Source organism: Microbulbifer elongatus (assembly GCF_021165935.1).
Classification (GTDB): domain Bacteria; phylum Pseudomonadota; class Gammaproteobacteria; order Pseudomonadales; family Cellvibrionaceae; genus Microbulbifer; species Microbulbifer elongatus.
Genome location: NZ_CP088953.1, coordinates 746,562 through 770,132, shown reverse-complemented (window position 1 = coordinate 770,132; position 23,571 = coordinate 746,562). Strand labels below are relative to the sequence as shown.

19 protein-coding genes are annotated in these 23,571 nt (G+C 59.1%); 2 read left to right on the top strand and 17 right to left on the bottom strand.

Annotated features, from left to right (window positions below; genetic code table 11):
* Positions 1–71: 71 nt before the first annotated feature.
* Positions 72–3,398, top strand: coding sequence for an amidohydrolase family protein (locus LRR79_RS03135; RefSeq protein ID WP_231758959.1), 3,327 nt, complete (start codon positions 72–74; stop codon positions 3,396–3,398).
* Positions 3,399–3,614: 216 nt separating this feature from the next.
* Here LRR79_RS03135 and LRR79_RS03130 read toward each other — a convergent pair whose 3' ends face one another.
* The 15 genes from LRR79_RS03130 to mnmG all read right to left on the bottom strand — a co-directional run bounded on the left by LRR79_RS03130 (position 3,615) and on the right by mnmG (position 18,356).
* Entirely contained in the window at positions 3,615–5,048 is a 1,434-nt protein-coding gene (locus LRR79_RS03130; RefSeq protein WP_231758958.1) for a tetratricopeptide repeat protein, read from the bottom strand.
* Between the two features lie 52 nt (positions 5,049–5,100).
* On the bottom strand, positions 5,101–6,159 hold the full coding sequence (locus tag LRR79_RS03125; RefSeq protein ID WP_269455096.1) for a patatin-like phospholipase family protein: 1,059 nt from the start codon (positions 6,157–6,159) through the stop codon (positions 5,101–5,103).
* A 113-nt stretch (positions 6,160–6,272) separates the two neighbouring features.
* Positions 6,273–6,692 (bottom strand): F0F1 ATP synthase subunit epsilon, encoded by a 420-nt coding sequence (locus LRR79_RS03120; protein WP_231758957.1) that lies wholly within the window; start codon positions 6,690–6,692, stop codon positions 6,273–6,275.
* Positions 6,693–6,757: 65 nt separating this feature from the next.
* Positions 6,758–8,155 carry a F0F1 ATP synthase subunit beta gene (gene atpD / locus LRR79_RS03115; RefSeq protein ID WP_231758956.1) on the bottom strand — a complete coding sequence of 466 codons (1,398 nt, stop codon included), beginning with the start codon at positions 8,153–8,155 and terminating at the stop codon, positions 6,758–6,760.
* Between the two features lie 44 nt (positions 8,156–8,199).
* A complete protein-coding gene (gene atpG, locus LRR79_RS03110) occupies positions 8,200–9,060 on the bottom strand; it encodes a F0F1 ATP synthase subunit gamma (protein WP_231758955.1) in 861 nt (286 codons plus the stop codon).
* Between the two features lie 65 nt (positions 9,061–9,125).
* Positions 9,126–10,670: a F0F1 ATP synthase subunit alpha gene (atpA, locus tag LRR79_RS03105; protein ID WP_231758954.1), complete on the bottom strand. Its 1,545-nt coding sequence runs from the start codon at positions 10,668–10,670 to the stop codon at positions 9,126–9,128.
* A 53-nt stretch (positions 10,671–10,723) separates the two neighbouring features.
* A complete protein-coding gene (locus LRR79_RS03100) occupies positions 10,724–11,257 on the bottom strand; it encodes a F0F1 ATP synthase subunit delta (protein WP_231758953.1) in 534 nt (177 codons plus the stop codon).
* An 11-nt stretch (positions 11,258–11,268) separates the two neighbouring features.
* Entirely contained in the window at positions 11,269–11,739 is a 471-nt protein-coding gene (locus tag LRR79_RS03095; protein ID WP_043319867.1) for a F0F1 ATP synthase subunit B, read from the bottom strand.
* Positions 11,740–11,793: 54 nt separating this feature from the next.
* Positions 11,794–12,042, bottom strand: a complete 249-nt coding sequence (gene atpE, locus LRR79_RS03090) for a F0F1 ATP synthase subunit C (protein ID WP_010131056.1) — start codon at positions 12,040–12,042, stop codon at positions 11,794–11,796.
* Between the two features lie 107 nt (positions 12,043–12,149).
* Positions 12,150–13,091, bottom strand: coding sequence for a F0F1 ATP synthase subunit A (gene atpB, locus LRR79_RS03085; RefSeq protein WP_231758952.1), 942 nt, complete (start codon positions 13,089–13,091; stop codon positions 12,150–12,152).
* Between the two features lie 120 nt (positions 13,092–13,211).
* On the bottom strand, positions 13,212–13,694 hold the full coding sequence (locus tag LRR79_RS03080) for an ATP synthase subunit I (RefSeq protein ID WP_231758951.1): 483 nt from the start codon (positions 13,692–13,694) through the stop codon (positions 13,212–13,214).
* A gap of 188 nt (positions 13,695–13,882) precedes the next feature.
* Positions 13,883–14,791: a ParB/RepB/Spo0J family partition protein gene (locus LRR79_RS03075; RefSeq protein WP_231758950.1), complete on the bottom strand. Its 909-nt coding sequence runs from the start codon at positions 14,789–14,791 to the stop codon at positions 13,883–13,885.
* A gap of 18 nt (positions 14,792–14,809) precedes the next feature.
* Positions 14,810–15,640, bottom strand: coding sequence for a ParA family protein (locus LRR79_RS03070; RefSeq protein WP_231758949.1), 831 nt, complete (start codon positions 15,638–15,640; stop codon positions 14,810–14,812).
* 177 nt (positions 15,641–15,817) lie between these two features.
* Positions 15,818–16,462 carry a 16S rRNA (guanine(527)-N(7))-methyltransferase RsmG gene (gene rsmG, locus LRR79_RS03065; RefSeq protein WP_231758948.1) on the bottom strand — a complete coding sequence of 215 codons (645 nt, stop codon included), beginning with the start codon at positions 16,460–16,462 and terminating at the stop codon, positions 15,818–15,820.
* A gap of 4 nt (positions 16,463–16,466) precedes the next feature.
* Positions 16,467–18,356: a tRNA uridine-5-carboxymethylaminomethyl(34) synthesis enzyme MnmG gene (mnmG, locus tag LRR79_RS03060; RefSeq protein ID WP_231758947.1), complete on the bottom strand. Its 1,890-nt coding sequence runs from the start codon at positions 18,354–18,356 to the stop codon at positions 16,467–16,469.
* A 758-nt stretch (positions 18,357–19,114) separates the two neighbouring features.
* Between mnmG and LRR79_RS03055 the strand changes: the two genes are divergently transcribed.
* Positions 19,115–20,251: an MFS transporter gene (locus LRR79_RS03055; protein ID WP_231758946.1), complete on the top strand. Its 1,137-nt coding sequence runs from the start codon at positions 19,115–19,117 to the stop codon at positions 20,249–20,251.
* Between the two features lie 40 nt (positions 20,252–20,291).
* On the opposite strand, the gene mnmE is transcribed toward LRR79_RS03055, so the two are convergent.
* Both mnmE and yidC read right to left on the bottom strand, forming a co-directional pair.
* On the bottom strand, positions 20,292–21,665 hold the full coding sequence (gene mnmE / locus LRR79_RS03050) for a tRNA uridine-5-carboxymethylaminomethyl(34) synthesis GTPase MnmE (RefSeq protein WP_231758945.1): 1,374 nt from the start codon (positions 21,663–21,665) through the stop codon (positions 20,292–20,294).
* A gap of 237 nt (positions 21,666–21,902) precedes the next feature.
* Positions 21,903–23,567: a membrane protein insertase YidC gene (gene yidC, locus LRR79_RS03045; protein ID WP_231758944.1), complete on the bottom strand. Its 1,665-nt coding sequence runs from the start codon at positions 23,565–23,567 to the stop codon at positions 21,903–21,905.
* Positions 23,568–23,571: the final 4 nt, after the last annotated feature.

Sequence of the window (23,571 nt, the reverse complement as noted above, 5' to 3'; positions counted from 1 at the left end):
CGTCACCCATGCACCCGAACCGGTGCAGCCGGGAAACCACTCCGATCACTCCGACTACCCAGGGAGCCCAGATGATAAAAATGAAAATGCGCAAGCTCGCGCGCCTGATCGGCGGCGCCAGCCTCGCCATGACCCTGCCGCTGGCGGCAGCGGCGGAAGAAGCCAACAAAGACGCGGACAAATGGGATGTAAACAAGCCCCCCTTCGAGTTCAAGGCCATCCCCCTGGATACCCGCGAGACCACCTGGAGCAACCTGGATATCAGCCCCGACGGCGAGACCATCGTCTTCGATATGCTGGGCGACATCTATGAGATGTCGGTCAATGGTGGCGAAGCGAAAGCCATCACCAGTGAAATCGCATGGAATATCCAGCCGCGCTTCAGTCCCGATGGCAAGTCCATCGTGTTCGTCAGCGACCGCGACGGCGCCGACAATATCTGGGTCATGGACCGCAACGGCGAAAATCTACGCCAGCTGACCACGGAAAAAGAAAACCTGGTGCACGCCCCCAACTTCAGCCCGGACGGCCAGTACCTGGTGGCGCGCAAAGGTTTTATGAGTGGCCGCAGTATCCCCGCCGGGGAGATCTGGATGTACCACCACGGTGGTGGTGAAGGGCGCCAGATCAAGGCGCGTATCGGTGGCGAGATTGCTCAGAAGAATATTTCCGACGCGGTCTTCTCCCCGGATGGCCGCTACATCTATTACGCCATCGACACCACCCCGGGCACGGTGTGGGAGTACAACAAGAACTCCACCCAGCAGATCTTTGCCATCAATCGCTACGACCTGCAGGACGGTAAGGAAGAGACCTTCGTCTCCGGCCCCGGCGGCTCCATCGCCCCGGTACCGTCGCCGGACGGTGAAAAGCTGGCGTTTATCCGCCGCCAGGACGACCAGACATCCCTGTTCGTGAAAGACCTTAACAGCGGCCTGGAAAAGCCCATCTACACCGGTCTGGAGCGGGATCTCCAGGAAACCTTTGGCTCCCACGGCAATTACGTGCACTACGACTGGATGCCGGACGGCAAATCCCTGATCGTGTGGAGCGGCGGTAAATTCCTGCGCATCAATGCGGACGGCAGCAGCCTCGAACAGGGCGCGCGGGAAATCGTCGCGCACATCAAGACCGAGAAGAAAGTCGCCGACGCGGTACGCTTCCCGGTGGATGTGGCGCCGGAACAGTTCGATGTGAAGATGATCCGCTGGGCGCAGAAATCTCCGGACGGCAAGCAGATCGCCTTCCAGGCGCTGGGCAAGATCTACGTTCAGGACGTAAACAGCGGTGAACGTCGTCGACTGACCCGCCAGGACGCGCACTTCGAGTTCTATCCCAGCTGGTCCCGGGACGGCAAACAGATCACTTACGTGACCTGGGACGATGAGGAACTCGGCCAGGTGCGTGTGGTTTCCGCGCGCAGTGGCCGCGGCAAGACCATCACCGATGAACCAGGCCTGTATGTGGAGCCGAGCTTCTCCCCGGATGGCGAGACCGTGGCCTTCCGCCGCTTTACCGGCGGCTACCTGCTGAGCCCGGAATACTCTCTCGAACCGGGTATTTACCTGGCAGATGCCGACGGTGACTGGCAGCGTCGCATCAGTAAATCCGGCTACGAGCCCCACTTCGGTGCCGATAGCGATCGCATCTACTTCTCCGAGTACATCTACGGCAACGGCGGCAAGCGCGTGTTCAAGAGTGTCGATGCCAACGGCAAGGATGAACGCGAGCACCTGCACGGTGCCGAGATCACCTCTTTCCGCCTGTCCCCAGACAGCCGCTGGGTGGCCTTTACCCAGGACTTCAAGGCCTTCGCGGCGCCGTTTATGCACACCGGCAAATCCGAATCTATCGGTCCCAATGCCACCGCAGTGAAGGTCACCCAGGTGTCCAAGCGTGCCGGTGAGCACCTGCACTGGTCCGGCGACAGCCAGACCCTGGGCTGGTCCCACGGACCCAAGCTGTACGAGCGCGAACTGAAAGACGCGTTTGAGTTTGTCGCCGGCGCCCCGGAAACCCTGCCGGAGCCGGTCAGCGAAGGGATCGATCTCAGCTTCAAACAAAAATTTGCCAACAGCGACAAACTGGTGGCGCTGACCGGCGGTACCGTGGTGACCATGCGCAACGCCGAATCCGCGCAGGAAGTGATCGAGAATGGTGTGGTGCTGTTTCGCGGCAACCGCATTGTGGCGGTGGGCGCGCAGCGTGAGGTGGAAATCCCCAGCGGCACCCAGCGCATCGACGTCACCGGCAAGACCGTACTGCCGGGTCTGGTAGATGCTCACGCCCACGGTGCCCAGGGCCGCGAGGAGATCATCCCGCAACAGAACTGGAACCTCTACTCCAGCCTGGCGTTCGGTGTGACCACCATTCACGATCCCTCCAACGACAGCAGCGAGATCTTCTCCGCCGCGGAAATGCAGAAGGCCGGCATCATCAACGGCCCGCGCATCTTCTCCACCGGCACCATTCTTTACGGCGCCAAGGGCCCCGGCTACAAGGCCAAGATCAACAGCCTGGAAGACGCCGAGTTCCATGTGGGCCGCCTGAAAGAAATGGGTGCGATCTCGGTGAAGAGCTACAACCAGCCTCGTCGCGAACAGCGCCAGCAGGTGCTGGAAGCGGGGCGCAAGCACGGCATCATGGTGGTGCCGGAAGGGGGCGGTAAGTACCAGCACAATATGAACATGATTGTGGATGGTCACACCGGCGTCGAGCACTCACTGCCCATTGCGAACATCTACACCGATGTCGAGCAGATGTGGGGCCAGACCACCGTGGGCTATACCCCGACCTTTGTGGTGGCCTACGGCGGTCTCTCCGGTGAGACCTACTGGTACGACCGCAGCGAGGTATGGAAGAACGAGCGCCTGACCCGCTTTACCCCGGACTTTATCGTCAACCCACGCTCCATCCGCCGCCCCACCGCGCCGGACCACCACTACAACCATGTGGACGTGGCCCATCACGCGAAACAACTGCGCGACAAGGGCGTTACCGTGCATATCGGTGCCCACGGCCAGCGCGAGGGCCTCGGTGCCCACTGGGAGCTGTGGATGATGGCACAGGGCGGCTTTACCCCCTGGGAAGCCTTCCGCGCCGGCACCATTGACGGTGCCCGCTACCTGGGTATGGACCACGATATCGGCAGCCTGGAGCCGGGCAAGCTGGCGGACATCATTGTGGTGGACGGCAACCCGCTGGAGGACCTGCGTCTGTCCGAGAAGGTGAAGTACACCGTCATCAACGGCAAGGTGTTCGACGCCGCCACCATGAACGAGGTGGAAGGGGACGAGCGACTGGCGTTCTTCCACGAGCGTTTACCGGTAAGCGCGATGCCGACACCGACTGCGGAAGCGATTCAGGAGAAACAGGAGCGGCACCACTGGGTGCACTGACCGAATATGTGGCGGCGCCACCACCCGGCACTGCTTTGTGAGACACGCCATAAACCCATCCAAGGGGGCTCTTCCGCGAGGTGGCCCGGCCGTTCCAGGCGTTCACGGCGCCTTCGGCCCCTCTCGCGGAAGGTCTCACAAAGCAGTGCCGGGCAGCAGCGCCTTCACGTCACACTTCCTTCCAATTAATCAATAGAGGCATTTCGACTCTTAAGATTATTTTTTACCCTCCAGCAAAGACTCCGCGCGCCCGCGAAGATCTTCCGAATGGCTCCAGGCCACGACCCGCTCCAGGTATTCGCGGGCCAGTGCGGCCTTGCCCAGGTGGGCAAGATAGAAACCCAGCGTGGCATTCAGGTTCAGGTGGTTGGGTTCCTGGTGGTAGGCGCTCAACATGATCTGCAGCGCGTCTTCGCTTTCACCTTTCAATTGATAGGCAGTCCAGAGGGTACGGTAGCCTGGTAAATAATTCGGCCCCATCTGCACGGCAATTTTTCCGTATTTCACTGCCGCTTCATAGATGTCTTCATCCCAGTCCCGCGTCAGTGTCAGGGCCTGCAGTCGCAACAGATAGTAGCGGGCCAGATTCGCGGCGGTGAGGTGGCTGATCTGACCGTGTTCGCCGATGTCTTCCAGCACTTTTTTGCCAAGCTTGTAATTTTTCTTCTCCGCTTCGATAACCGCCATGGCGGTGAGGTTTTCCTGCCAGCCCAGCCCCTGCTGTTGGCTGCGCTTCAGGTAGTCCATCGCCAGCGCGGGTTTGGCGAAGTCCATGGCTTCGTTCGCCAGCAGAAACAGCTGCTCATTTTCATTGAGGGCGCGACGGGGAATGGAGTAGGTGTACTCCGGAATTTCCAGCCGGTGACGGTGAATGTCCGTGCGCATATAGGCAAGCATTTCCCTTTGAATCTCTTCGATCGATTTTCCGAAATGCTCTTCGAATATCTGAAACGGGTTCTCGCCGGCGGCCACGGCTTTGAGATAATTGCTGGTAGATGCGCGGTAGTCCGGGTGACCAGCACTGTAGCCGAGTTGCAGATAGTGAGTCAGCAGCCAGGCACTGGCATAGTAATTGTTCCAGTAGCGGCTGTTGTCTTCGCCGTGTGGCGCAGCCAGTGGCGGTGGGGCGAGAAGTTGTAGCAGGGTAAGGGGTTCATCCTCGGCCCAGGCACTCAGTCTCCACTCCGGCAGGCCGCCGATCAATACGGTTTTTTTACGCAGTTCCGCGCTGGCCAGTAGCTCGGCAAAACCTTCGGAGTACCAGCGCGGGTAAGTCATACCACTGCGCTCGCGCATCAGATGGTGGACGTATTCGTGGAAGATCAGGCCGGAGCCGGAGATGCCGTGGTCGCCGTCGCGGGAGAAGATGATCGGGCCTTCCCAGGTTTCCCGGTACAGACCGGCAATTTTGCGGTCGCCGGTAAAGCGGGCGAATTCCGCAGAGTCGCGGAAGTGGAATACCCGCAGATTTTTATTTTCCGGTGTTTCCTCCTCACCGGTAAACGAGAGGGCGCTGCGGCGGAACCGCTCCAGGTCGCGCATCAGCTGATTCACGCGACGCTCGGGCACGTCGGAGTAAACGGTGAAATTCTCAGATTGGTATTCGCACCAATCATCCGCACTGGCACCGGTACTGACAACAAGCGCCACGGCAGATATCCATCGAAGAAGTGTGCGCAGTTGCCAGTGCCGCCACATAGGTTTACCCCTGATTCACCATATCTTCAATCCAGGTACGCAGGCGGCGGGCTTCCACTTCGCCCGCTTCAATGGCCTCGGTGGCGCGGGAGAATTCCATTCCGCCAACTTCACCGACTTTTGGCATAACCAGGACATCCGGGGGAGAGCCCATCATCCGGGTGCGCTTGTGGCGCCGCTCGAGTATCGCCATCGCCTGGTGCATGGTGTCGAACATGCCGGGAGGGGCAATTTTCGGGCGTTTGCGCAGTTCGCGAAACTGAGTGAGCTGTTCCTTGCCCTGTTCCAGCAGGCGTGCCAGGCCGTTGGACGAGTTGCTGGCGTCCGCCTCGGCCAGGCTCTGATCCTCGTCCCGGTCCCCATCCTGATTCCGATCCATTTCTCCGGTCTCCGGATGGGCGATATCTGCCCGCTCCTGTTGCAGGGTGGGCATATCTTCCGCCGAGGATTTCTCACTGACGATACTGGTCACCTCCCGGTGCTCCCGATTCAACAGTGGCGCGCCGTCCTCCATCACATCAATAGCGATCACCCGGGTTGCTCCCATGGCGCGGCAGACATCGACCGGTACTGGATTTACGACCGCACCATCCACCAACCAACGCCCGGAAAGCGCCTTGGGTGATAATAGCCCGGGAATAGAGCAGGACGCGCTGACGGCGTCCTGCAGGTTGCCCTGCTGCAACCAGATTTCCTGACCGCTATGCAGGTCGGTGGCGACCGCGGTGAAAGGTACCGGCAGGTCTTCAATATTGTCGAACGCAAACCCTTCGAAGAAGGTGCGAAATGGCTTGATACCGCCGATGACACCGCCACTCAGTGTCCAGTTGATATCCAGCAGGGAAAAAACTTTCCAGTTATCCAGCTGGCGTACCCACTCCTCAAGGTTGTCGAGTTTGCCCGCCGCATAGGCGGCGCCTACAAAGGCGCCCATAGAGGTGCCGGCGATCACATCCGGGCGAACCCCCATTTCCCGCAGTACCTTGAGCACACCAATATGCGCGAAGCCTTTGGCGGCACCGCTACCCAGAGCCAATCCAATCACCGGTTGTGGAGCCTTCACGAATTCAGATCCTGTTGCTTATCAATAGCCATAAGCAAAACACACAGGCATAAAAAAAGCAGCCGAAGCTGCTTTTTTTATTCGCCTGAGAACAGGCGCCTACAAACTGTAGGTTACTTGCCAGCGGCTCTGCGGATCGCCTGCATGGTGCGCAGGCGGGCCTCAGCTTCGGCGAGCTGTGCAGAAACGCGGGCATAGTCGATATCCGCCGGGGCACTGCGCAGGGCGTGTTCCGCCTCTTCGCGGGCCTTTTTGGCAGCATCTTCGTCGATTTCGCGCTCGGCGACGTCGGCGAGGACGGTGACAATATTCGGCTGGATTTCGACGTATCCACCGCTCAGGAACAGTACTTCTTCTTCATCATTATCTTTAATGATGCGTACCGGACCCGGCTTGATGGCGGTGAGCAAAGGCGCGTGGCCATAGGAGATACCGATTTCCCCTTCCACACCGCTGACAATCACCATCTTTACCAGGCCGGAGAAGAGGGATTCCTGTGCGCTTACGATGTCACAATGTACTGTCATAGCCATAAGGCTACCTCATTCTCAGCTGTCTTGAGTGACACCGGTATGAATACCGGTGTCACGTGCGTGCCTTACTTCTTGTTGGCTTTCTCGACCGCTTCGTCGATGGTGCCGACCATGTAGAAGGCCTGCTCCGGCAGGTGATCGTACTCACCGTTCAGAATGCCCTGGAAGCCACGGATGGTTTCTTTCAGGGAGACGTATTTGCCGGGAGCACCGGTAAATACTTCCGCTACGTGGAACGGCTGGGACAGGAAGCGTTCGATCTTACGCGCACGGGCTACGATCTGCTTGTCTTCTTCAGACAGCTCGTCCATACCCAGGATCGCGATGATGTCCTTCAGCTCTTTGTAGCGCTGCAGTACGGACTGTACGCCACGGGCCACGCTGTAGTGCTCTTCACCGATCACCTGCGGATCCAGCTGGCGGGAAGTGGAGTCGAGCGGGTCAACAGCCGGGTAAATACCCTTGGCGGCGATGTCACGGCTCAGTACTACGGTGGAGTCCAAGTGGGCGAAGGTGGTTGCCGGAGACGGGTCGGTCAAGTCATCCGCCGGTACGTATACCGCCTGAATGGAGGTAATGGAGCCGGTCTTGGTGGAGGTAATACGCTCCTGCAGAACGCCCATCTCTTCCGCCAGGGTCGGCTGGTAACCTACCGCAGACGGCATACGGCCGAGTAGTGCGGATACTTCGGTACCGGCCAGGGTGTAACGGTAGATGTTATCCACGAACAACAGTACGTCACGGCCTTCATCACGGAACTTCTCCGCCATGGTCAGGCCGGTCAGGGCAACACGCAGACGGTTACCGGGCGGCTCATTCATCTGGCCGTAAACCATCGCTACCTTGGACTTGGAAAACTCTTCGACGTTAACAACGCCGGCTTCCTGCATCTCGTGGTAGAAGTCGTTACCTTCCCGAGTACGCTCACCCACACCCGCGAACACGGACAGACCGCTGTGCTCGGTGGCGATGTTGTTGATGAGCTCCATCATGTTTACGGTTTTACCTACACCGGCACCGCCGAACAGGCCAACCTTACCGCCCTTGGCGAACGGACATACCAGGTCGATTACCTTGATGCCGGTTTCCAGCAGCTCGGTGGAGCTGGCCTGGTCTTCGTAGGTCGGTGCAGCGCGGTGAATAGAGGCACGCTCTTTTTCACCGATCGGACCACATTCGTCGATGGGGTTACCCAGTACATCCATGATGCGGCCCAGGGTTTCGGTACCAACCGGTACGGAAACCGGTGCACCGGTGTTCTTCACCGCCATGCTGCGACGGATACCTTCAGAAGAACCCATGGCAATCGCGCGAACCACGCCATCGCCCAGCTGCTGCTGCACTTCCATGGTGAGGTTCTTTTCCTCTACCACCAGTGCATCGTATACATTCGGTACGGCGTCGCGCGGGAATTCCACGTCGATGACCGCGCCGATAACTTGCACAATTTGCCCGTTACTCATTTCCCGATCCTCAAAGTTCAAATCTTTCTGCGGATGACCCGGGGTCACACCGCGGCGGCGCCGCCAACAATCTCAGACAGCTCTTGGGTAATTGCTGCCTGGCGCGCCTTGTTGTAAACCAGCTGCAGTGCGTCGATCAGCTCACCGGCGTTGTCGGTGGCGCTCTTCATCGCAATCATACGTGCAGCCTGTTCACAGGCCTTGTTTTCCACTACCGCCTGATACACCTGAGATCTGATGTAGTTCACCAGCAGGCCGTCGAGCAGTTCCACTGCTTCCGGCTCATACAGGTAATCCCAGCTGCCCTGGTGCACTTCATCTTCTTCTTTCTGAAGCGGCAGCAACTGCTGGATATGCGGTTTCTGGGTCATGGTGTTCACAAACTCGTTGGACACCAGGTAAAGGCGATCAATTTCACCGGCGGCGAGACGGTCGATCATGACCTTCACAGGACCGCGCAGTTGGGATACCTCGGGGTTGTCACCCACGTCCCGCAGTGCGGCGACCACATTGCCACCAATATTCTTGAAAAAGCTGACCGCTTTGTTACCGATCGCGCAGATATCCACGCCTACACCCTGTTTGTCCCAGGAGTGCATCTCGCGGATGACTGACTTGAATACATTGATATTCAGGCCGCCGCAGAGTCCTCGGTCGGTGGATACCAGGATGTAACCCACACGTTTGACTTCACGCTCCTGCAGGTAGATAGGCTGGTATTCCGCCGAGGCATTGGCCACGTGGCCAAGCACCGCGCGAATGCGGCTTGCGTAAGGGCGCCCCAGTGCCATGCGATCCTGAGCTTTGCGCATCTTGCTCGCCGCAACCATTTCCATGGCCGAGGTGATTTTCTGCGTGCTCTTGATGCTGGCAATTTTTGTGCGTACTTCTTTTCCGCCTGCCATAGTGATTTACCTTGTTCGCTCGCGTTGTTTCGCCCCGCATGCAGAACATGCAGGGCGAAAGCGTTTTACCAGCTACCGGTAGCGACGAATTTTTCGATGGCGGCCTTGAAGGCGTTGTCGATTTCGTCGTTGTAGTCACCGGTGCTGTTGACCTTGTTCATCAACTCTGCGTGTTCGCTGTTCATATAAGCGAGCAGGGCGGATTCAAAGTCGAGCACTTTGGCAACTTCTACGTCTTTCAGGTAACCCTTGTCGGCGGCGTAAACGGAAACAGCCATCTCGGCGATGGACAGCGGAGAGTACTGCTTCTGCTTCATCAGCTCGGTAACGCGCTCACCGTGGTCCAGCTGGGCCTTGGTGGCTTCGTCCAGGTCAGAAGCAAACTGCGAGAAGGCCGCCAGTTCGCGGTACTGTGCCAGTGCGGTACGAATACCACCAGACAGCTTCTTGACCACTTTGGTCTGTGCGGAACCACCGACACGGGATACGGAGATACCCGGGTTGATGGCCGGGCGCACGCCGGAGTTGAACAGGTCGGTTTCCAGGAAGATCTGACCGTCGGTAATGGAGATCACGTTGGTCGGAACGAATGCGGAAACGTCACCCGCCTGGGTCTCGATGATCGGCAGGGCGGTCAGAGAACCGGTTTTGCCTTTCACTTCACCGTTAGTGAACTTCTCTACGTAATCGGCGTTTACACGCGCAGCGCGCTCCAGCAGGCGGGAGTGCAGGTAGAAAACGTCACCGGGATAGGCTTCACGGCCCGGGGGACGCTTCAGCAGCAGGGAGATCTGACGGTAGGCCCAGGCCTGCTTGGTCAGGTCATCGTAAATGATCAGGGCGTCTTCACCGCGGTCGCGGAAGTACTCGCCCATGGTGCAGCCCACGTACGGAGCCAGGAACTGCATCGCGGCCGGGTCGGCAGCGCCAGCGGCAACCACGATGGTGTGGTCCATTGCGCCGTGCTCTTCCAGCTTGCGCACCACGTTGGCGATCGAAGACTGCTTCTGGCCGATGGCGACGTAGATACACTTAATACCAGAGTCTTTCTGGTTGATGATCGCGTCGATCGCTACCGCGGTTTTACCAATCTGACGGTCACCAATGATCAGCTCACGCTGGCCGCGACCGATTGGAATCATGGTATCGACCGCTTTCAGGCCGGTCTGTACCGGCTGATCAACGGATTGACGGGCGATAACACCGGGGGCCACTTTCTCAACCGCATCGGTCAGCGTGTTGTTCAGCGGACCTTTACCGTCGATCGGGTTACCCAGGGCGTCTACCACACGACCCAGCAGCTCCGGGCCAACCGGAGTTTCCAGGATGCGACCGGTACAACGACACTTCTGGCCTTCGGCCAGAGATTTGTAATCACCCAGTACGATGGCACCAACGGAATCGCGCTCCAGGTTCAGCGCCATACCGGTTACGCCGCCTTCGAACTCGATCATCTCACCGAACATTACATCGGCCAGGCCGTGAATGCGGATGATACCGTCGGATACGGAAACAATGGTGCCCTCGTTCTGGGCTTCGGTGCTCACATCGAGATTGTCGATGCGGCTCTTGATAATTTCACTGATCTCAGAGGGATTCAGTTGCTGCATGCTCTGTTCCTCGCATTCCTCCCCACCGCGGCTGCGGTAGAGAGGACGATAATTTAGGAGTTCATCGCTTCGGCGAGCTTGGCCAGTCGGCCACGCACGGTACCGTCAATCACCGTGTCACCTGCGCGTATGATGGCGCCACCCAGCAGGTTTTCATCTACCGCGCTGTGCAGGTGCACCTCGCGGGAGAACTTCTTGCTAAGTGCCTGAGTGAGGCGCTGGGACTGTTCGTCGCTGAGCGGGCGGGCAGAAATGACTTCCACTTCCAGAGTGGCTTCTGCCTGGGCCTTCAGTTCTTCGAACAGTTCGGAAATTTCCGGCAACAGCGGCAGGCGGTGGTTTTCCGCCAGCAGTCTGATGAAGTTCTGTTGCGGCCCGTCAAAATCGCCACAAACAGTCAGAAATTTATCCGCGCGCACTTCACTGGTCAGCTGTGGGTTCTCCAGCAGCTCGCCAATTTTTTCGTTCTGGCTGACCACCGCGGCAGTTGCCAGCGCCTGGCTCCAACCGGAAAGGTCGGAGGCCTGTTGGGCGTGGGCAAAAGCCGCTTTAGCGTAGGGCCGAGCCAGTGTGCTGAGTTCCGACATGGGTTCCTCGCTTACAGCTCGGCTGCCAGTTTCTCGATCATGTCATCGTGCGCTTTGGCATCAATGTTGACCGAGAGGATTTTCTCGGCGCCGGCAACAGACAGGGCAGCGATACGCGAGCGAAGCTGTTCTTTCGCACGGTTTACTTCCTGTTCGATTTCCGCCTGGGCGGCAGCTTTCAGGCGGTCGCCTTCACTGCGCGCGGCCTCTTTGGCTTCGTCAACGATCTGATTGGCGCGCTTGTTGGCGCCATCGATGATTTCCGCAGCCTGGGCTTTGGCTTCTTTCAGTTGCTCGACAGCTTTGCGTTGAGCCAGCTCAAGATCTTTCTCCGCACGCTCGGCTTCTTGCAGACCGGTCGCAATTTTTTGCTCGCGTTCTTGCATAACACCCAGCAGGGCCGGCCAGACAAACTTCCAGCAGAACCATACGAAGGCGAGAAAGGTGATCGACTGGCCGATCAGAGTCAGGTTGATATTCACACCGACACCTCTTGCTCTTTCAAAAATGGGTTAAAGGGCAATTGGAACGGGGAATTAACCAGCCAGACCAGGAGCTACCGCGAAAATCAGGTACATAGCGATACCAACACCGATCATCGGAACGGCGTCGAGCAGACCAGCCATCAGGAACATTTTGCCCTGCAGAGCCGGAGCCTGTTCAGGCTGACGTGCAGAACCTTCCAGCAGTTTGCCGCCCAGGGTGCCGAAACCGATAGCAGTACCCAGTGCGCCCAGACCGATCAGCAGTGCAGCAGCTACGTAAACCAGACCTAATGCTTCCATTGTTTTCTCCAAAAGTAAGTTAAGAGTTGTTGAAGTTGAAAGTGAGTGAAAAACGTCAGTAAACCGACAGAAATCTTTGCCCCCGGGCAACCGGGGGCCGCACTACCTTAGTGGTCGTGCGCGTGTTCATCTTCCCGGTCGTGCGCCATGGCCATGTACACGGTGGTCAACACCATGAATACGAAGGCCTGCAGGGTAATCACCAGGATGTGGAAAATGGCCCAGCCCATCTGCAGCAGACCGGCGCCGATAAAGCCCAGAACACCAACACCGAAGACGATGGCGATCAGGATAAAGATCATTTCTCCGGCGTAGAGGTTACCGAACAGACGCAGGCCGAGAGACACAGGCTTGGCGATCAGGGAAACCGCTTCCAGCAGGAAGTTAAACGGAATCAGGAAAATATCGATGTACCACTTGCCGGAGTGGAAGGGGTGCAGGGTCAGTTCTTTGACGAAGCCCATCAGGCCCTTTTCTTTCACGCTGAAGAAGATCATCAGCGCGAATACCGCCAGCGCCATACCGAGGGTGGCATTCAGGTCGGTGGTGGGAACGACTTTGAAATAGATATGGTGCGGATCCGCACCGGTCAGCGCGGACACGCCCTGGGCGTACGCCATCGGCAGCCAGTCGACCGGGATCAGGTCCATCAGGTTCATCAGGAATACCCACACGAAGATGGTCAGCGCCATCGGGGCGACCATGCTGTTGCGGTGGGGGAAGGTGTCTTTAACGGTTTTGTCGATGAAGTCGACAATCACTTCCACAAAGCTCTGGAAACCGGTGGGAACCCCGGCAGTGGCTTTCTTCGCGGCGCGCGCGAACAGTAAGCAGAAGATCAGACCAAGACCAATAGACCAACCGAGGGTGTCCAGGTGCACGGCCCAGAAGCCCATATCGGCGGCTTCCTGACTGCTGTGCGCAATGGTCCAGGTGGATTCGGAGAGTACGGTTCCATCGGCACGGGTGTAACCCGCGGGAAGTTTACCGTAAGCCAGATTTTGCAGGTGGTGCTGGATATAACCCGTCGCGGTTTGTTCGGCAGCCATAGTTCCTCAACACGTTTTAAGATAAAAAATCTGTTTCGCGGAACCTCTCGTCTGCGCGGCCGTCTATCTTTGCGGCTCGCTTAATCAGCGCAGATCCAATCGGAGGTTCCCCGGCCCCTGCTACTTCGTTGCATGCAGTCGGGCCACGAGAATCCAGTGCAAAATCACGCACAAGCCGTAGCTGATAAACAGCACCGCGGGGTTCAGCGTTATGACGCTGGCAAATACCACCGCGAACCCCACCAGGGTCATTACGAACTTGCCGGTTTCGGCGCGGTAGAAACTTCCCACCGCGCGCTGGCTTGCGCGCGCACCGCGGATCTTGCCGCGATCTGGTCCCAAAAGTTCGAAGGCGCGCAGGCCGAAATACAGATTGGGCAGTGCACACAGGGCACCACCGAGCAGGGCGGAGAGCGCAACCACGCGCCCGAAGGTGAATTCGAGCGCCAGCGCAGCGAGCAAAATCACTGCCAGCTGGATCAGCGAAATCTGTACTACCGAGGGATTACGCATAGGCGGGAACAGGCCGGCCAGAAATTGATCTCCGCCCAAATTTTGGGCGTGCGAATTATGTATGAAGCAGCCGGCCGGTTCAACAGCCAAATCTAGTCTGTTGGTATGGCGTTCGCGGTCTTTCGCTACAGGATTGCGGGATAGTGAGCACTCACTCTTTTCCGATAAATTCGCCAACCCCATACAGAAAACGCGCCAAAATATTGCACTATTTTGGCGCGTTTTTTACGGAAACGTTGCAATAGTAACGGTTCCAGCGGGGTGGAGACGACCCCGGTTCAGTCTTCGCTGTAACCCATGTGGGAGAGAATACCGTCCAGCTCGTCGAGACTGCTGTATTTCAGTACCAGCTTTCCGGCGCCTTTTTCTCCGTGATCAATGGAAACTGGGACGCCAATTTTTTCCGCAAGACGTTCGGTCAGGCGGCGAATATTCGGATCCACCTCCGGCTTCTTCGGCTTCGGCTTACCCGCCTGCTCGTGGATATTGCGCACCAGGGCTTCGGTCTGGCGCACAGTGAGGCCGCGATCCACCACCTGGCGGGCAGCGGACTTCTGACTTTCACCGGCGAGACCAAGCAGTGCCTTGGCGTGACCGGTCTCGATATCCCCGCGCTCGAGGAAGGTACGCACCTCTTCGGTCAGGCTCAACAGGCGCAGCAGATTGGTTACCGCGGTACGGGACTTGCCCACCGCTTCCGCCACCTGCTGCTGGGTGAGTTCGAACTCGTCCTGCAGGCGCTTGAGGGCGATGGCTTCTTCCACCGGGTTCAGGTCTTCCCGCTGGATGTTCTCGATCAGCGCCATGGCGATGGCGGCTTCGTCGGACACCTCGCGGATCAGCGCAGGAACCCTGTCGAGCTCAGCAATCTGCGCGGCGCGCCAGCGGCGCTCACCGGCAATAATCTCGTATTTGCGCTCGCCGATAGGGCGTACCACGATGGGCTGCATGATGCCCTGGGCGCGGATGGAATCGGCCAACTCCTGCAAGGACTCCTGCGGGAAATCGCGGCGCGGCTGGTAGCGGCCCCGCTGCAGATATTCAATGGGCAGCTCTTTGAGCTCGCCGTCCACGCGCTCGGTGATATCGCCGTTGCGCTCGCCGGTGGCCACGGCAATGGCTTCACTGGCGTTATTGCTGATCAGATGGGAAAGTCCTTTCCCGAGGCCCTTGCGTTTGCCGGCCATAAGTCTTCTACCTCAGTCTTAAACCGCTTCCGCTACCGGGCGAGGTCCGCTGCTTTGATTGCTGTTGGATGAACTGTTCGGTTTGGCCGCGGCGTCGCGGCGGGTGATTTCGCCAGCCAGTGCCAGATAGGCGATGGCGCCCTTGGAGCTGCGGTCGTAATCCAGAGCCGGTTTGCCGAAACTGGGGGCTTCCGCCAGGCGTACATTGCGCGGAATACAGGTGCGGTACAAACGCTCACCAAAGTATTCGCTCAGCTGCTCCGACACATCGCCGGTAAGGCTGTTGCGCGGGTCGTACATGGTGCGCAGTATGCCTTCGATTCTTAAGTTGGGATTGGCCGCCTGCTGCACCTGGGTGATGGTGTCGATCAGGGAGCTCAGGCCCTCCAGTGCGTAGTATTCGCACTGCATGGGAATAAGCACGCCGCCGGCGGCACACAGGGCGTTTACCGTGAGCATGTTCAGGGACGGCGGACAGTCGATGATGATGTAGTCGTAGTCGTCGCTGATCTGTTCCAAGGCCTGGCGCAGGCGGGATTCACGGCCGTCCATTTCCAGCAACTCGACTTCTGCGGCAGACAGGTCGATATTGGCCGGCATCAGATCGTAGCCACTGTCCGTGGGCACGATGGCCTTGCGCGGTGGCAGCAGGCTGGCCAGTACGTCGTAACTGGATAATTGAAGGTCGCTCTTGTCCACGCCGCTGCCCATGGTGGCGTTGCCCTGGGGGTCCAGGTCAATCAGCAGCACCCGGCGCTTGTTGGCGACGAGGGACGCGGACAGGTTGACGCAGGTGGTGGTCTTCCCCACACCGCCTTTCTGGTTGGCTACCGCAAAAATCTTGCTCAAGGTTCTGATCCTGTTGTTCCCGGCAGCACAGCTCCTCTGGCGGTCCGGGCTCGCCGCTAGGCCGGTGTCACCGGAAGATGCGGCAGCAAAAGCACACCCGCGAACATCGGCCCGGTGTGCTGGTATCGAATTCGTGTGTTGTGGTCCACCCCGGTAAGGGGAAGCGTGGCCGCTGGCTCAATCCGCACGCTGGAGGACGATCAGATGGCGCTCGGCATCACACCCGGGTACACGCAGTGGGTGCAGCTGTTCGACCTTAATGCCTTTTGGCAATGCACTCAACTCATCTTCCGGGATCTTGCCCTTCATCGCATAGAATCGGCCCCCGGGAGCAAGTAAGTGTTCACTTCCGGAAACCATGTCCTGCAGCGAGGCAAACGCCCGGGAAACCACCCCCGCGTAAAGATCCTGCGGCTGATAGGCCTCTACCCGCTGGTTCACCACGTTGATATTGGTGAGCTTGAGCTGGCTGGCCACCTGAAACTGGAAGCGGGATTTCTTGCCGTTGCTGTCCAGCAGGCTGATGGGGCGCTCGGGGTGGATGATGGCCAGGGGAATGCCCGGCAGGCCGCCGCCGGAGCCCACATCGATCAGCGGGGACTGGTCCTCGGCACTGCTGCCGCACAGATTGACCACGCTCAGACTGTCGATGATATGGCGCTCCAGCATTTCCGCCGGATCGCGTACCGCGGACAGGTTGTAGGCGGCGTTCCAGCGCGCAAACAGGTCGAGGTAGGCCAGCAGCCTGTCCTGCTGTTCGCCGCTGAGAGTCAGATCGAGCTGGGTGGCCGCCTGCTGCAGCCGGGTGCGAAACTGCTCCATCCGCTCAAACCGCCTTTTTGCGGTTCAGTAGACCACGCTTTTTCAGCTGGATCAGCAGCAGCGACACCGCTGCAGGGGTCACACCGGGCACACGGCCGGCGCGGGCCAGGGTATCCGGGCGCGCGTCGGACAGCTTCTGGATCACCTCGTTGGACAGGCCGGAGACGGCGGCATAGTCGAAGTCCACCGGCAACGGGGTGTCCTCGTAGGCCTGCAGGCGCTCGATCTCGTCCCGCTGGCGGTCGATATAACCCGCATACTTTGCAGAGATCTCCACCTGTTCGGCCACCTGCTCATCGGAGACCGGCTCGCCCTTGAGCGCGGCCACGTCTGCGTACTCCAGTTCCGGGCGCTTGAGCAGATCCTGCAGGCTGTATTCCCGCGCCAGTGGCTGCGGCAGCTTCTGTTCGACGGTCTTGGCGGCGTCGGATCCCGGCTGGATCCAGGTATCCCTGAGACGCTGCTGCTCCAAGGCGATGGCCTCGCGTTTTTCACAAAAAGCCTGCCAGCGCACATCGTCCACCAGGCCCAGGGTGCGGCCTTTTTGGGTCAGGCGCAGATCCGCGTTGTCTTCCCGCAGCAGCAGGCGGTATTCCGCACGGCTGGTAAACATCCGGTAGGGCTCCTTGGTGCCACTGGTGATCAGGTCGTCCACCAGTACGCCCAGATAGGCCTCGTCGCGGCGCGGGGACCAGGCGTCTTTGTCCTGTGCCTGCAGAGCGGCATTGGCGCCCGCCAGCAGGCCCTGGGCTGCGGCTTCTTCGTAACCGGTAGTGCCATTGATCTGACCGGCAAAGTACAGACCACCGATAAATTTGGTTTCCAGCGACGGCAGCAGATCCCGCGGGTCGAAGAAGTCGTACTCGATGGCGTAGCCGGGGCGGGTGATATGCGCGTTCTCAAAGCCTTTGATCGAGCGCACCAGATTCATCTGCACGTCGAACGGCAGGCTGGTGGAGATCCCGTTGGGATAGAGCTCGTTGGTGGTCAGACCCTCGGGCTCGATAAAGATCTGGTGGCTGTTCTTGTCCGCAAAACGGTGCACCTTGTCCTCGATGGACGGGCAGTAGCGCGGGCCAATGCCTTCGATCACCCCTGAATACATCGGTGAACGGTCCAGGCCACCGCGGATGATGTCGTGGGTATTCTCGTTGGTGTGGGTGATCCAGCAGCACACCTGGCGCGGGTGCTGGTCGCGGTTGCCCAGGTAAGACATCACCGGAAGCGGCGCATCGCCCCACTGTTCCTCCAGCCCGGAGAAGTCCACGGAGCGCGCGTCGATACGGGGTGGGGTTCCGGTTTTCAGACGCTCGACGCGGAACGGCAGGGCGCGCAGGCGCTCGGCGAGGGCGATGGACGGAGGATCCCCGGCGCGACCACCGGAGTGATTGTCGAGGCCGATATGAATACGCCCGCCGAGGAAGGTACCCGCGGTAATCACCACGGTCTTGCCGAGGAAGCGCAGGCCCGCATTGGTGACCACCCCGCAAACGCGGTCATTTTCGACGATCAGGTCGTCTGCTGCCTGTTGGAAGATATCCAGATTGGGCTGATTTTCCAGGATATTGCGGATCGCCGCCTTGTACAGGGCGCGATCGGCCTGGGCGCGGGTGGCGCGTACCGCCGGCCCCTTGCGCGCGTTCAGTACGCGGAACTGGATTCCGCCAAGGTCGGTGGCGGTGGCCATGGCACCGCCCAGGGCATCCACCTCTTTCACCAGGTGGCTCTTGCCGATACCCCCAATGGCCGGATTACACGACATCTGCCCCAGGGTTTCGATGTTATGGGTCAGCAGCAGGGTGCGACTGCCCATACGCGCCGCCGCCAGGCACGCCTCGGTGCCAGCGTGTCCGCCGCCAATCACGATCACATCATATTGCGTGGGGTAGTCCATAGGATCCAGCTCTGGTGCCAGCCGCGTAAACACACGGATCTGGCTAGGTTAGCCCGATAAACAGGGAGTCAGGTAAAAATTCGGCCGCACATTATAGGGGTGTTGAGCTGTGCAAAAAAGCGGCATTTTGAAATTTCCTAGTCTGCACTCTTATCTATACATAAATAAAGTTATACATACCTTACGTATAAGTACGTGTTTATGTTTAATGTAATTATTAGTCCCGGCAATATTCTGTATTGATCCTTAAATTCCTTATAAAACAATGACTTAAGTAAAGGATAAACACCGGGTAAACCCCTGTGTTTACGGGGGTACAACCACGGTAGGGAGATGTGGACGAATGGGATAACTTTGGCCGGTGACGGGCGCACTGCCAGTTGTCCCCGGATTCGTACCGGGTTTGATACCCATTCATCCCTTGATTTGTCCACAGGTCGGGTTTTCAGGGGCTTGGATTTTTAGAGTGTGTATAACTCTGTGGCTTTCTGGGATAAATAGCTGTGCAGGAAGCTTGGATAGGTGGTCTATCTGGATAACCTTGTGGATTTTTGTGGGCAACTCTTGTGGCTTGTATGGGGGGGACCTGTGTTGAAGAATGCGCCTCCCGGGAGCAGGCAGACTGCTCGGGGCGAAACCGCTCGCCGGGCTCCCGAAAACCGGTTTTCAATATTTCGAACTCAAACTGATTGGTGTCACAAATCCAAAGCGTTCCCCGTACGGTCAATCCACTCCTCCTATACGCTGGCCTGATACTGATGGCTGCGTGTCTGCGCGCCCCGGTCACCGGCGTAGGCCCCCTTATCGGCACGCTTCAGCGGGATCTCGGGCTGGATGCCGGTACCGCGGGGCTGCTCACGACCTTGCCGCTGCTGATGTTCAGTGCGGGATCACTGTTTGCGCCCCACCTGGCGCGGCACTGGGGGCTCACTGCCACCATATTTGCCGCCCTCGTGGGGATCTTCTGCGGGGTATTGCTGCGTTCCGCCGGGACGGTTGCCACCCTGTTTGCCGGTACTGCGGTGATCGGTGCCGGTATCGCCCTGGGAAATGTATTGTTGCCCAGCCTGGTAAAGTCGGATTTTCCCGAGCGAGTGGCGCAAGCCACCAGTGTCAGTGGGGTTTCCATGGGCACCGCCGGTGCGCTGGTATCCGTGTGTATGGTGCCGCTGGCCTTGTGGTTTGGCTGGCAGGGGGGGCTGCTCGCGGTGGGGTTGCTGCCGCTACTGGCGCTGGGCGTCTGGTGTTTGCGGGCTCAGGGGATGGCGAGGGCAGGGAGCATGTCGGTCGCAGCGGTGGGTCCAGCGCCAGCGGAGCCTTCAGTGGGGAGAATATGGCGATCTGCGATTGCCTGGCAGATTACGCTATTCCTCGGTTTCAACTCGGTGATGTTTTATTCCATGGCCAGCTGGCTGCCGGCCATTCTTACCGACGCCGGATTTACCGCGGTCGTGGCCGGTTCCCTGCACGGTGAAATGCAGCTGGCTTCGGCGTTGCCGGGGCTGTTTCTCGGGCCGGTGGTGGCCCGATTTGGGGATCAGCGCCTGATGGCGGCGGGGATGGCGCTGCTGATGACCGTAGCACTGCTGGGGCTGCTCGCGTATCCCGCGCTGGCCGTGTTATGGGTGGCACTGTTCGGCTTTGGTTCCAGCGGTTGTTTTCTGCTGGCCATCATGTTCATGGCGTTTCGCACCGGTAGTGCGGGGCAGGCGGCAAGCCTGTCGGGAATGGCGCAGTTTATTGGGTATCTGCTGGCGGCGAGTGGGCCTGCCCTGAGTGGCGCCATGCACGAACACTGGCACAGCTGGCAGGGGCCGCTGCTGGTGGGGGTTGGCCTGACATTGCTGATGGCGACTTGCGGGGCGCTGGCGGGGCGCGATCGCCAAATCCACTGATCGGTACCGGGCTAGCCGCCATTAACCGTTCCTCACCGGCCTATTTACCGATGCAGAAGCTGCCGAAGATCTTGCCGAGCAGCTCGTCGGCGGTCATCGCACCGGTAATCTCGCCCAGCGCCTGCTGTGCCTGACGCAAATCTTCCGCCAGTAGTTCGCCAGCTCCCGCCGCACACAGTTGCGCCTGGCCCTCCAGGACAAAGGCCCGTGCGCGAGCCAGTGCATCCAGGTGGCGGCGCCGTGCGCTGAAGCTGCCCTCGTTACCAGACTGGTAGCCCATGCATTGCTTCAGGTGTTGTTGTAATACCTCGATACCCGCGCCGGTGCGCGCACTGATGGCGACAATGGGGACGCCGTCACTCTGAGCCTGCAGTCCGGGGGTGTAGTCGGTAAGGTCGATTTTGTTCAGTACCAGGGTGAGCTTGTCCGGGTCGGGCAGTTGCTCGGTAAAATCCGGCCAGGCCTTTTGCGGATCCAGTGTGGGAACCTCTGCGGCATCCACCACCAGCAGCACGCGGTCAGCGCCGCGGATTTCATCCCAGGCCCGCTGCATACCAATCTGTTCCACCTGATCCGGCGACTCACGCAATCCAGCGGTATCGGCAATATGCAGCGGCATACCGTCAATGTGAATATGCTCCCGCAGTACATCCCGGGTGGTTCCCGCTATATCCGTCACGATCGCCGTGTCTTTTCCCGCCAGGGCATTGAGCAGGCTGGACTTGCCGGCATTGGGTTTGCCGGCAATGGCCACCTGCATCCCCTCGCGCATGATGGTGCCCTGGCGCGCCTGAGCCTCTACCCGGTCCAATTGCGCGAGCAGGGCCTCGACATCTGCCGCAACCTTGCCATCGGCGAGAAAATCGATTTCTTCCTCTGGAAAATCGATCGATGCTTCGACATAGATACGTAAATTGGTGAGTTGTGTGGCCAACTTTTCGATTTTTTCGGAAAAAACACCCTGCAGGGAGCGCAGCGCGTTCTGGGCAGCCTGTGCGCTGCCGGCGTCAATCAGGTCAGCGATGGCTTCGGCTTGCGCCAGATCCATCTTGTCATTGAGAAAGGCGCGTTCGGAGAACTCACCGGGCCGCGCCTGGCGCGCCCCCAGTTCCAGCAGCGCGGACATCAGCGTATCCAGAATGACGGGTCCGCCGTGCCCCTGCAGTTCCACGACGTCTTCACCGGTAAACGAGTTGGGGCCGGGAAAGAAAAGGGCCAGCCCCTGATCCAGGGTTTGCCCGCGATGGCTGAAATCGCAGTAGTGGGCGAAGCGGGGCTTGAAGGTGCGGTGGCTCAGCTGTTCTCCGATCGCCTTCGCTTCGGGGCCGGATAGGCGGATCACACCGATACCGCCGCGGCCCGGAGGCGTGGCGACGGCGGCGATGGTGTCTTTACTGAGGCTTTGCTGGGACATACTTTTGAGTCTATCCGGGTTTCTGCTACTTGGTTTATATAGAAGAAGGGCCGCGAAATGCGGCCCTTTTTTCTTTCGAAGTTCTTGCGGCTGATGCTAAGGCGAAGTGCCGGGTGGATGGTTTTGAAAGCGTCAGCGACAGGGACGTCGCTGACGCAGCGTACAGGGATGTATTCACAGCGGTTTCAAAACCATCCACCCGGTGCTTCGCCGCCCCGCACCGGGGGTAACATTTTGTTACTTGCTCGCCGCCTCAACCTGCTTATTGATAAACCAGGTCTGGGCGATGGAGATCAGGTTGTTGGCGATCCAGTACAGTACCAGCCCAGCCGGGAACCACAGGAAGAAGAAGGTCATCATGATCGGCATCAGCTGCATGATCTTCGCCTGAGTGGGATCGGTGGGTTGCGGCTGCAGCTTCTGCATCAGCCACATGGTGGCGCCCATGATCACTGGCAGAATAAAGTAGGGGTCCTTCACCGACAGGTCGTGAATCCACAGAATCCACGGCGCGTGACGCAGCTCCACGGTTTCCATCAGCATCCAGTAGAGCCCGATAAACACCGGCATCTGCAGCAGAATGGGTAGACAGCCCCCCACCGGGTTGATCTTCTCGCGGCGGTACAGCTTCATGGTCTCTTCCGCCAGCTTCTGGCGGTTGTCCTTGTATTGCTCCTGCAGTTTTTTCATCTGCGGTGCGAACTTGCGCATACGCGCCATGGACTTGAGGCCGGCGGCGGACAGCGGATACAGCAGCGCCTTGATGAATACGGTCAACAGAATGATCGCCCAGCCCCAGTTGGCGACCAGGTGCTCGTGGATCCAGTGCAGCACGCGGAACATCGGCTTGGCCAGCCACCACAGCCAGCCGTAATCCACGGTCAGGTCCAGATAGGGCGAAATCTCTTCCAGGCGGTACACGTCTTTCGGGCCCACATAAAAAGACGCCTCGACGGAGCCCTGTTGGCCCGGCTCCACCCGCAGTTGCGGGCTGGTGAAGCCCATGCTGTACAGACCATTGCCGATGGGTTCCAGAGTGTAGGTGTTACGCTCCTGCTGATTGGGTACCCAGGCACTCAGGAAATAGTGCTGCACCATGGCCACCCAGCCGCCCTCGATGGTTTCGGTGGTCGGCTTCTTGGCGATGTCTTCGAAATCCTGCTTGTAGTAATTCTCTTCACTGGTGTGCAGAGCGGCGCCCAGGAAGGGGGACATACCGATGCCCATGTCCACCGGGGGTTCCAGACTGTCGCGCACGATTTCCCCACACATACCGGCGAGCAGCGGTTTCTCACGGCCGTTGTCGATAATGTAGGAAACCTTGATCAGGTAGTCGCCACGGGTAAAGGTGTAGCGTTTGGTGAAACCGATATTGTTCTGGCTCTGCTTCAGGTCCACTGTCAGGGTGTCTTTGCCTTCCTGCAGCGCATACTCGGTGGCATCGCTGGTGAATACCGGGCGGCCCGCAGAGCAGCTGCCCTTGCCACCGACCAGACCGCTTTTTGCCACATAGGTGTGGCTGCGGGTCTGGTTGAGGAGGATCAGCGGGCGATCCGGGGTGTCGATTTCCTCATAAAACTCGCGCAGCGCTACCTTGACGATGTCACCGCCGTGGGGGTCGATCAGCAGGCTCAGGGTGTCGGTGTTGACGGTAATCAGTTCTGGCTGGGCGCTGCTGCCCACTTCGGGCATAGTGCCTTCGGGCAGATCGTTACCGGCACCTGCGGTGCTGGACTGGGCCTGGCTGCTGGGGAGGGTTTCCGTGCCGGCGCTCTGGTGGTGCACCACAGTTTTCTGGTCAATGGCCGGAGTGTGTTGCTCCTTGAAAGCGTTCCACTGATAAATCAATGCCAGAAGGACTGCGGCGATGCCGCCGACCAGCGTGTAGCGTTGCCAATCCATTATG

Excerpts from the sequence above, each read along its gene's own strand:
- LRR79_RS03100 (WP_231758953.1), bottom strand. The coding sequence starts at position 11,257 with ATGTCGGAACTCAGCACACTGGCTCGGCCCTACGCTAAAGCGGCTTTT.
- rsmG (WP_231758948.1), bottom strand. The coding sequence starts at position 16,462 with ATGGAGCAGTTTCGCACCCGGCTGCAGCAGGCGGCCACCCAGCTCGAT.
- atpE (WP_010131056.1), bottom strand. The coding sequence starts at position 12,042 with ATGGAAGCATTAGGTCTGGTTTACGTAGCTGCTGCACTGCTGATCGGT.
- LRR79_RS03075 (WP_231758950.1), bottom strand. The coding sequence starts at position 14,791 with ATGGCCGGCAAACGCAAGGGCCTCGGGAAAGGACTTTCCCATCTGATC.
- mnmE (WP_231758945.1), bottom strand. The coding sequence starts at position 21,665 with ATGTCCCAGCAAAGCCTCAGTAAAGACACCATCGCCGCCGTCGCCACG.
- LRR79_RS03120 (WP_231758957.1), bottom strand. The coding sequence starts at position 6,692 with ATGGCTATGACAGTACATTGTGACATCGTAAGCGCACAGGAATCCCTC.
- yidC (WP_231758944.1), bottom strand. The coding sequence starts at position 23,567 with ATGGATTGGCAACGCTACACGCTGGTCGGCGGCATCGCCGCAGTCCTT.
- atpG (WP_231758955.1), bottom strand. The coding sequence starts at position 9,060 with ATGGCAGGCGGAAAAGAAGTACGCACAAAAATTGCCAGCATCAAGAGC.
- atpB (WP_231758952.1), bottom strand. The coding sequence starts at position 13,091 with ATGGCTGCCGAACAAACCGCGACGGGTTATATCCAGCACCACCTGCAA.
- LRR79_RS03055 (WP_231758946.1), top strand. The coding sequence starts at position 19,115 with ATGGCTGCGTGTCTGCGCGCCCCGGTCACCGGCGTAGGCCCCCTTATC.
- mnmG (WP_231758947.1), bottom strand. The coding sequence starts at position 18,356 with ATGGACTACCCCACGCAATATGATGTGATCGTGATTGGCGGCGGACAC.
- atpD (WP_231758956.1), bottom strand. The coding sequence starts at position 8,155 with ATGAGTAACGGGCAAATTGTGCAAGTTATCGGCGCGGTCATCGACGTG.
- LRR79_RS03135 (WP_231758959.1), top strand. The coding sequence starts at position 72 with ATGATAAAAATGAAAATGCGCAAGCTCGCGCGCCTGATCGGCGGCGCC.
- atpA (WP_231758954.1), bottom strand. The coding sequence starts at position 10,670 with ATGCAGCAACTGAATCCCTCTGAGATCAGTGAAATTATCAAGAGCCGC.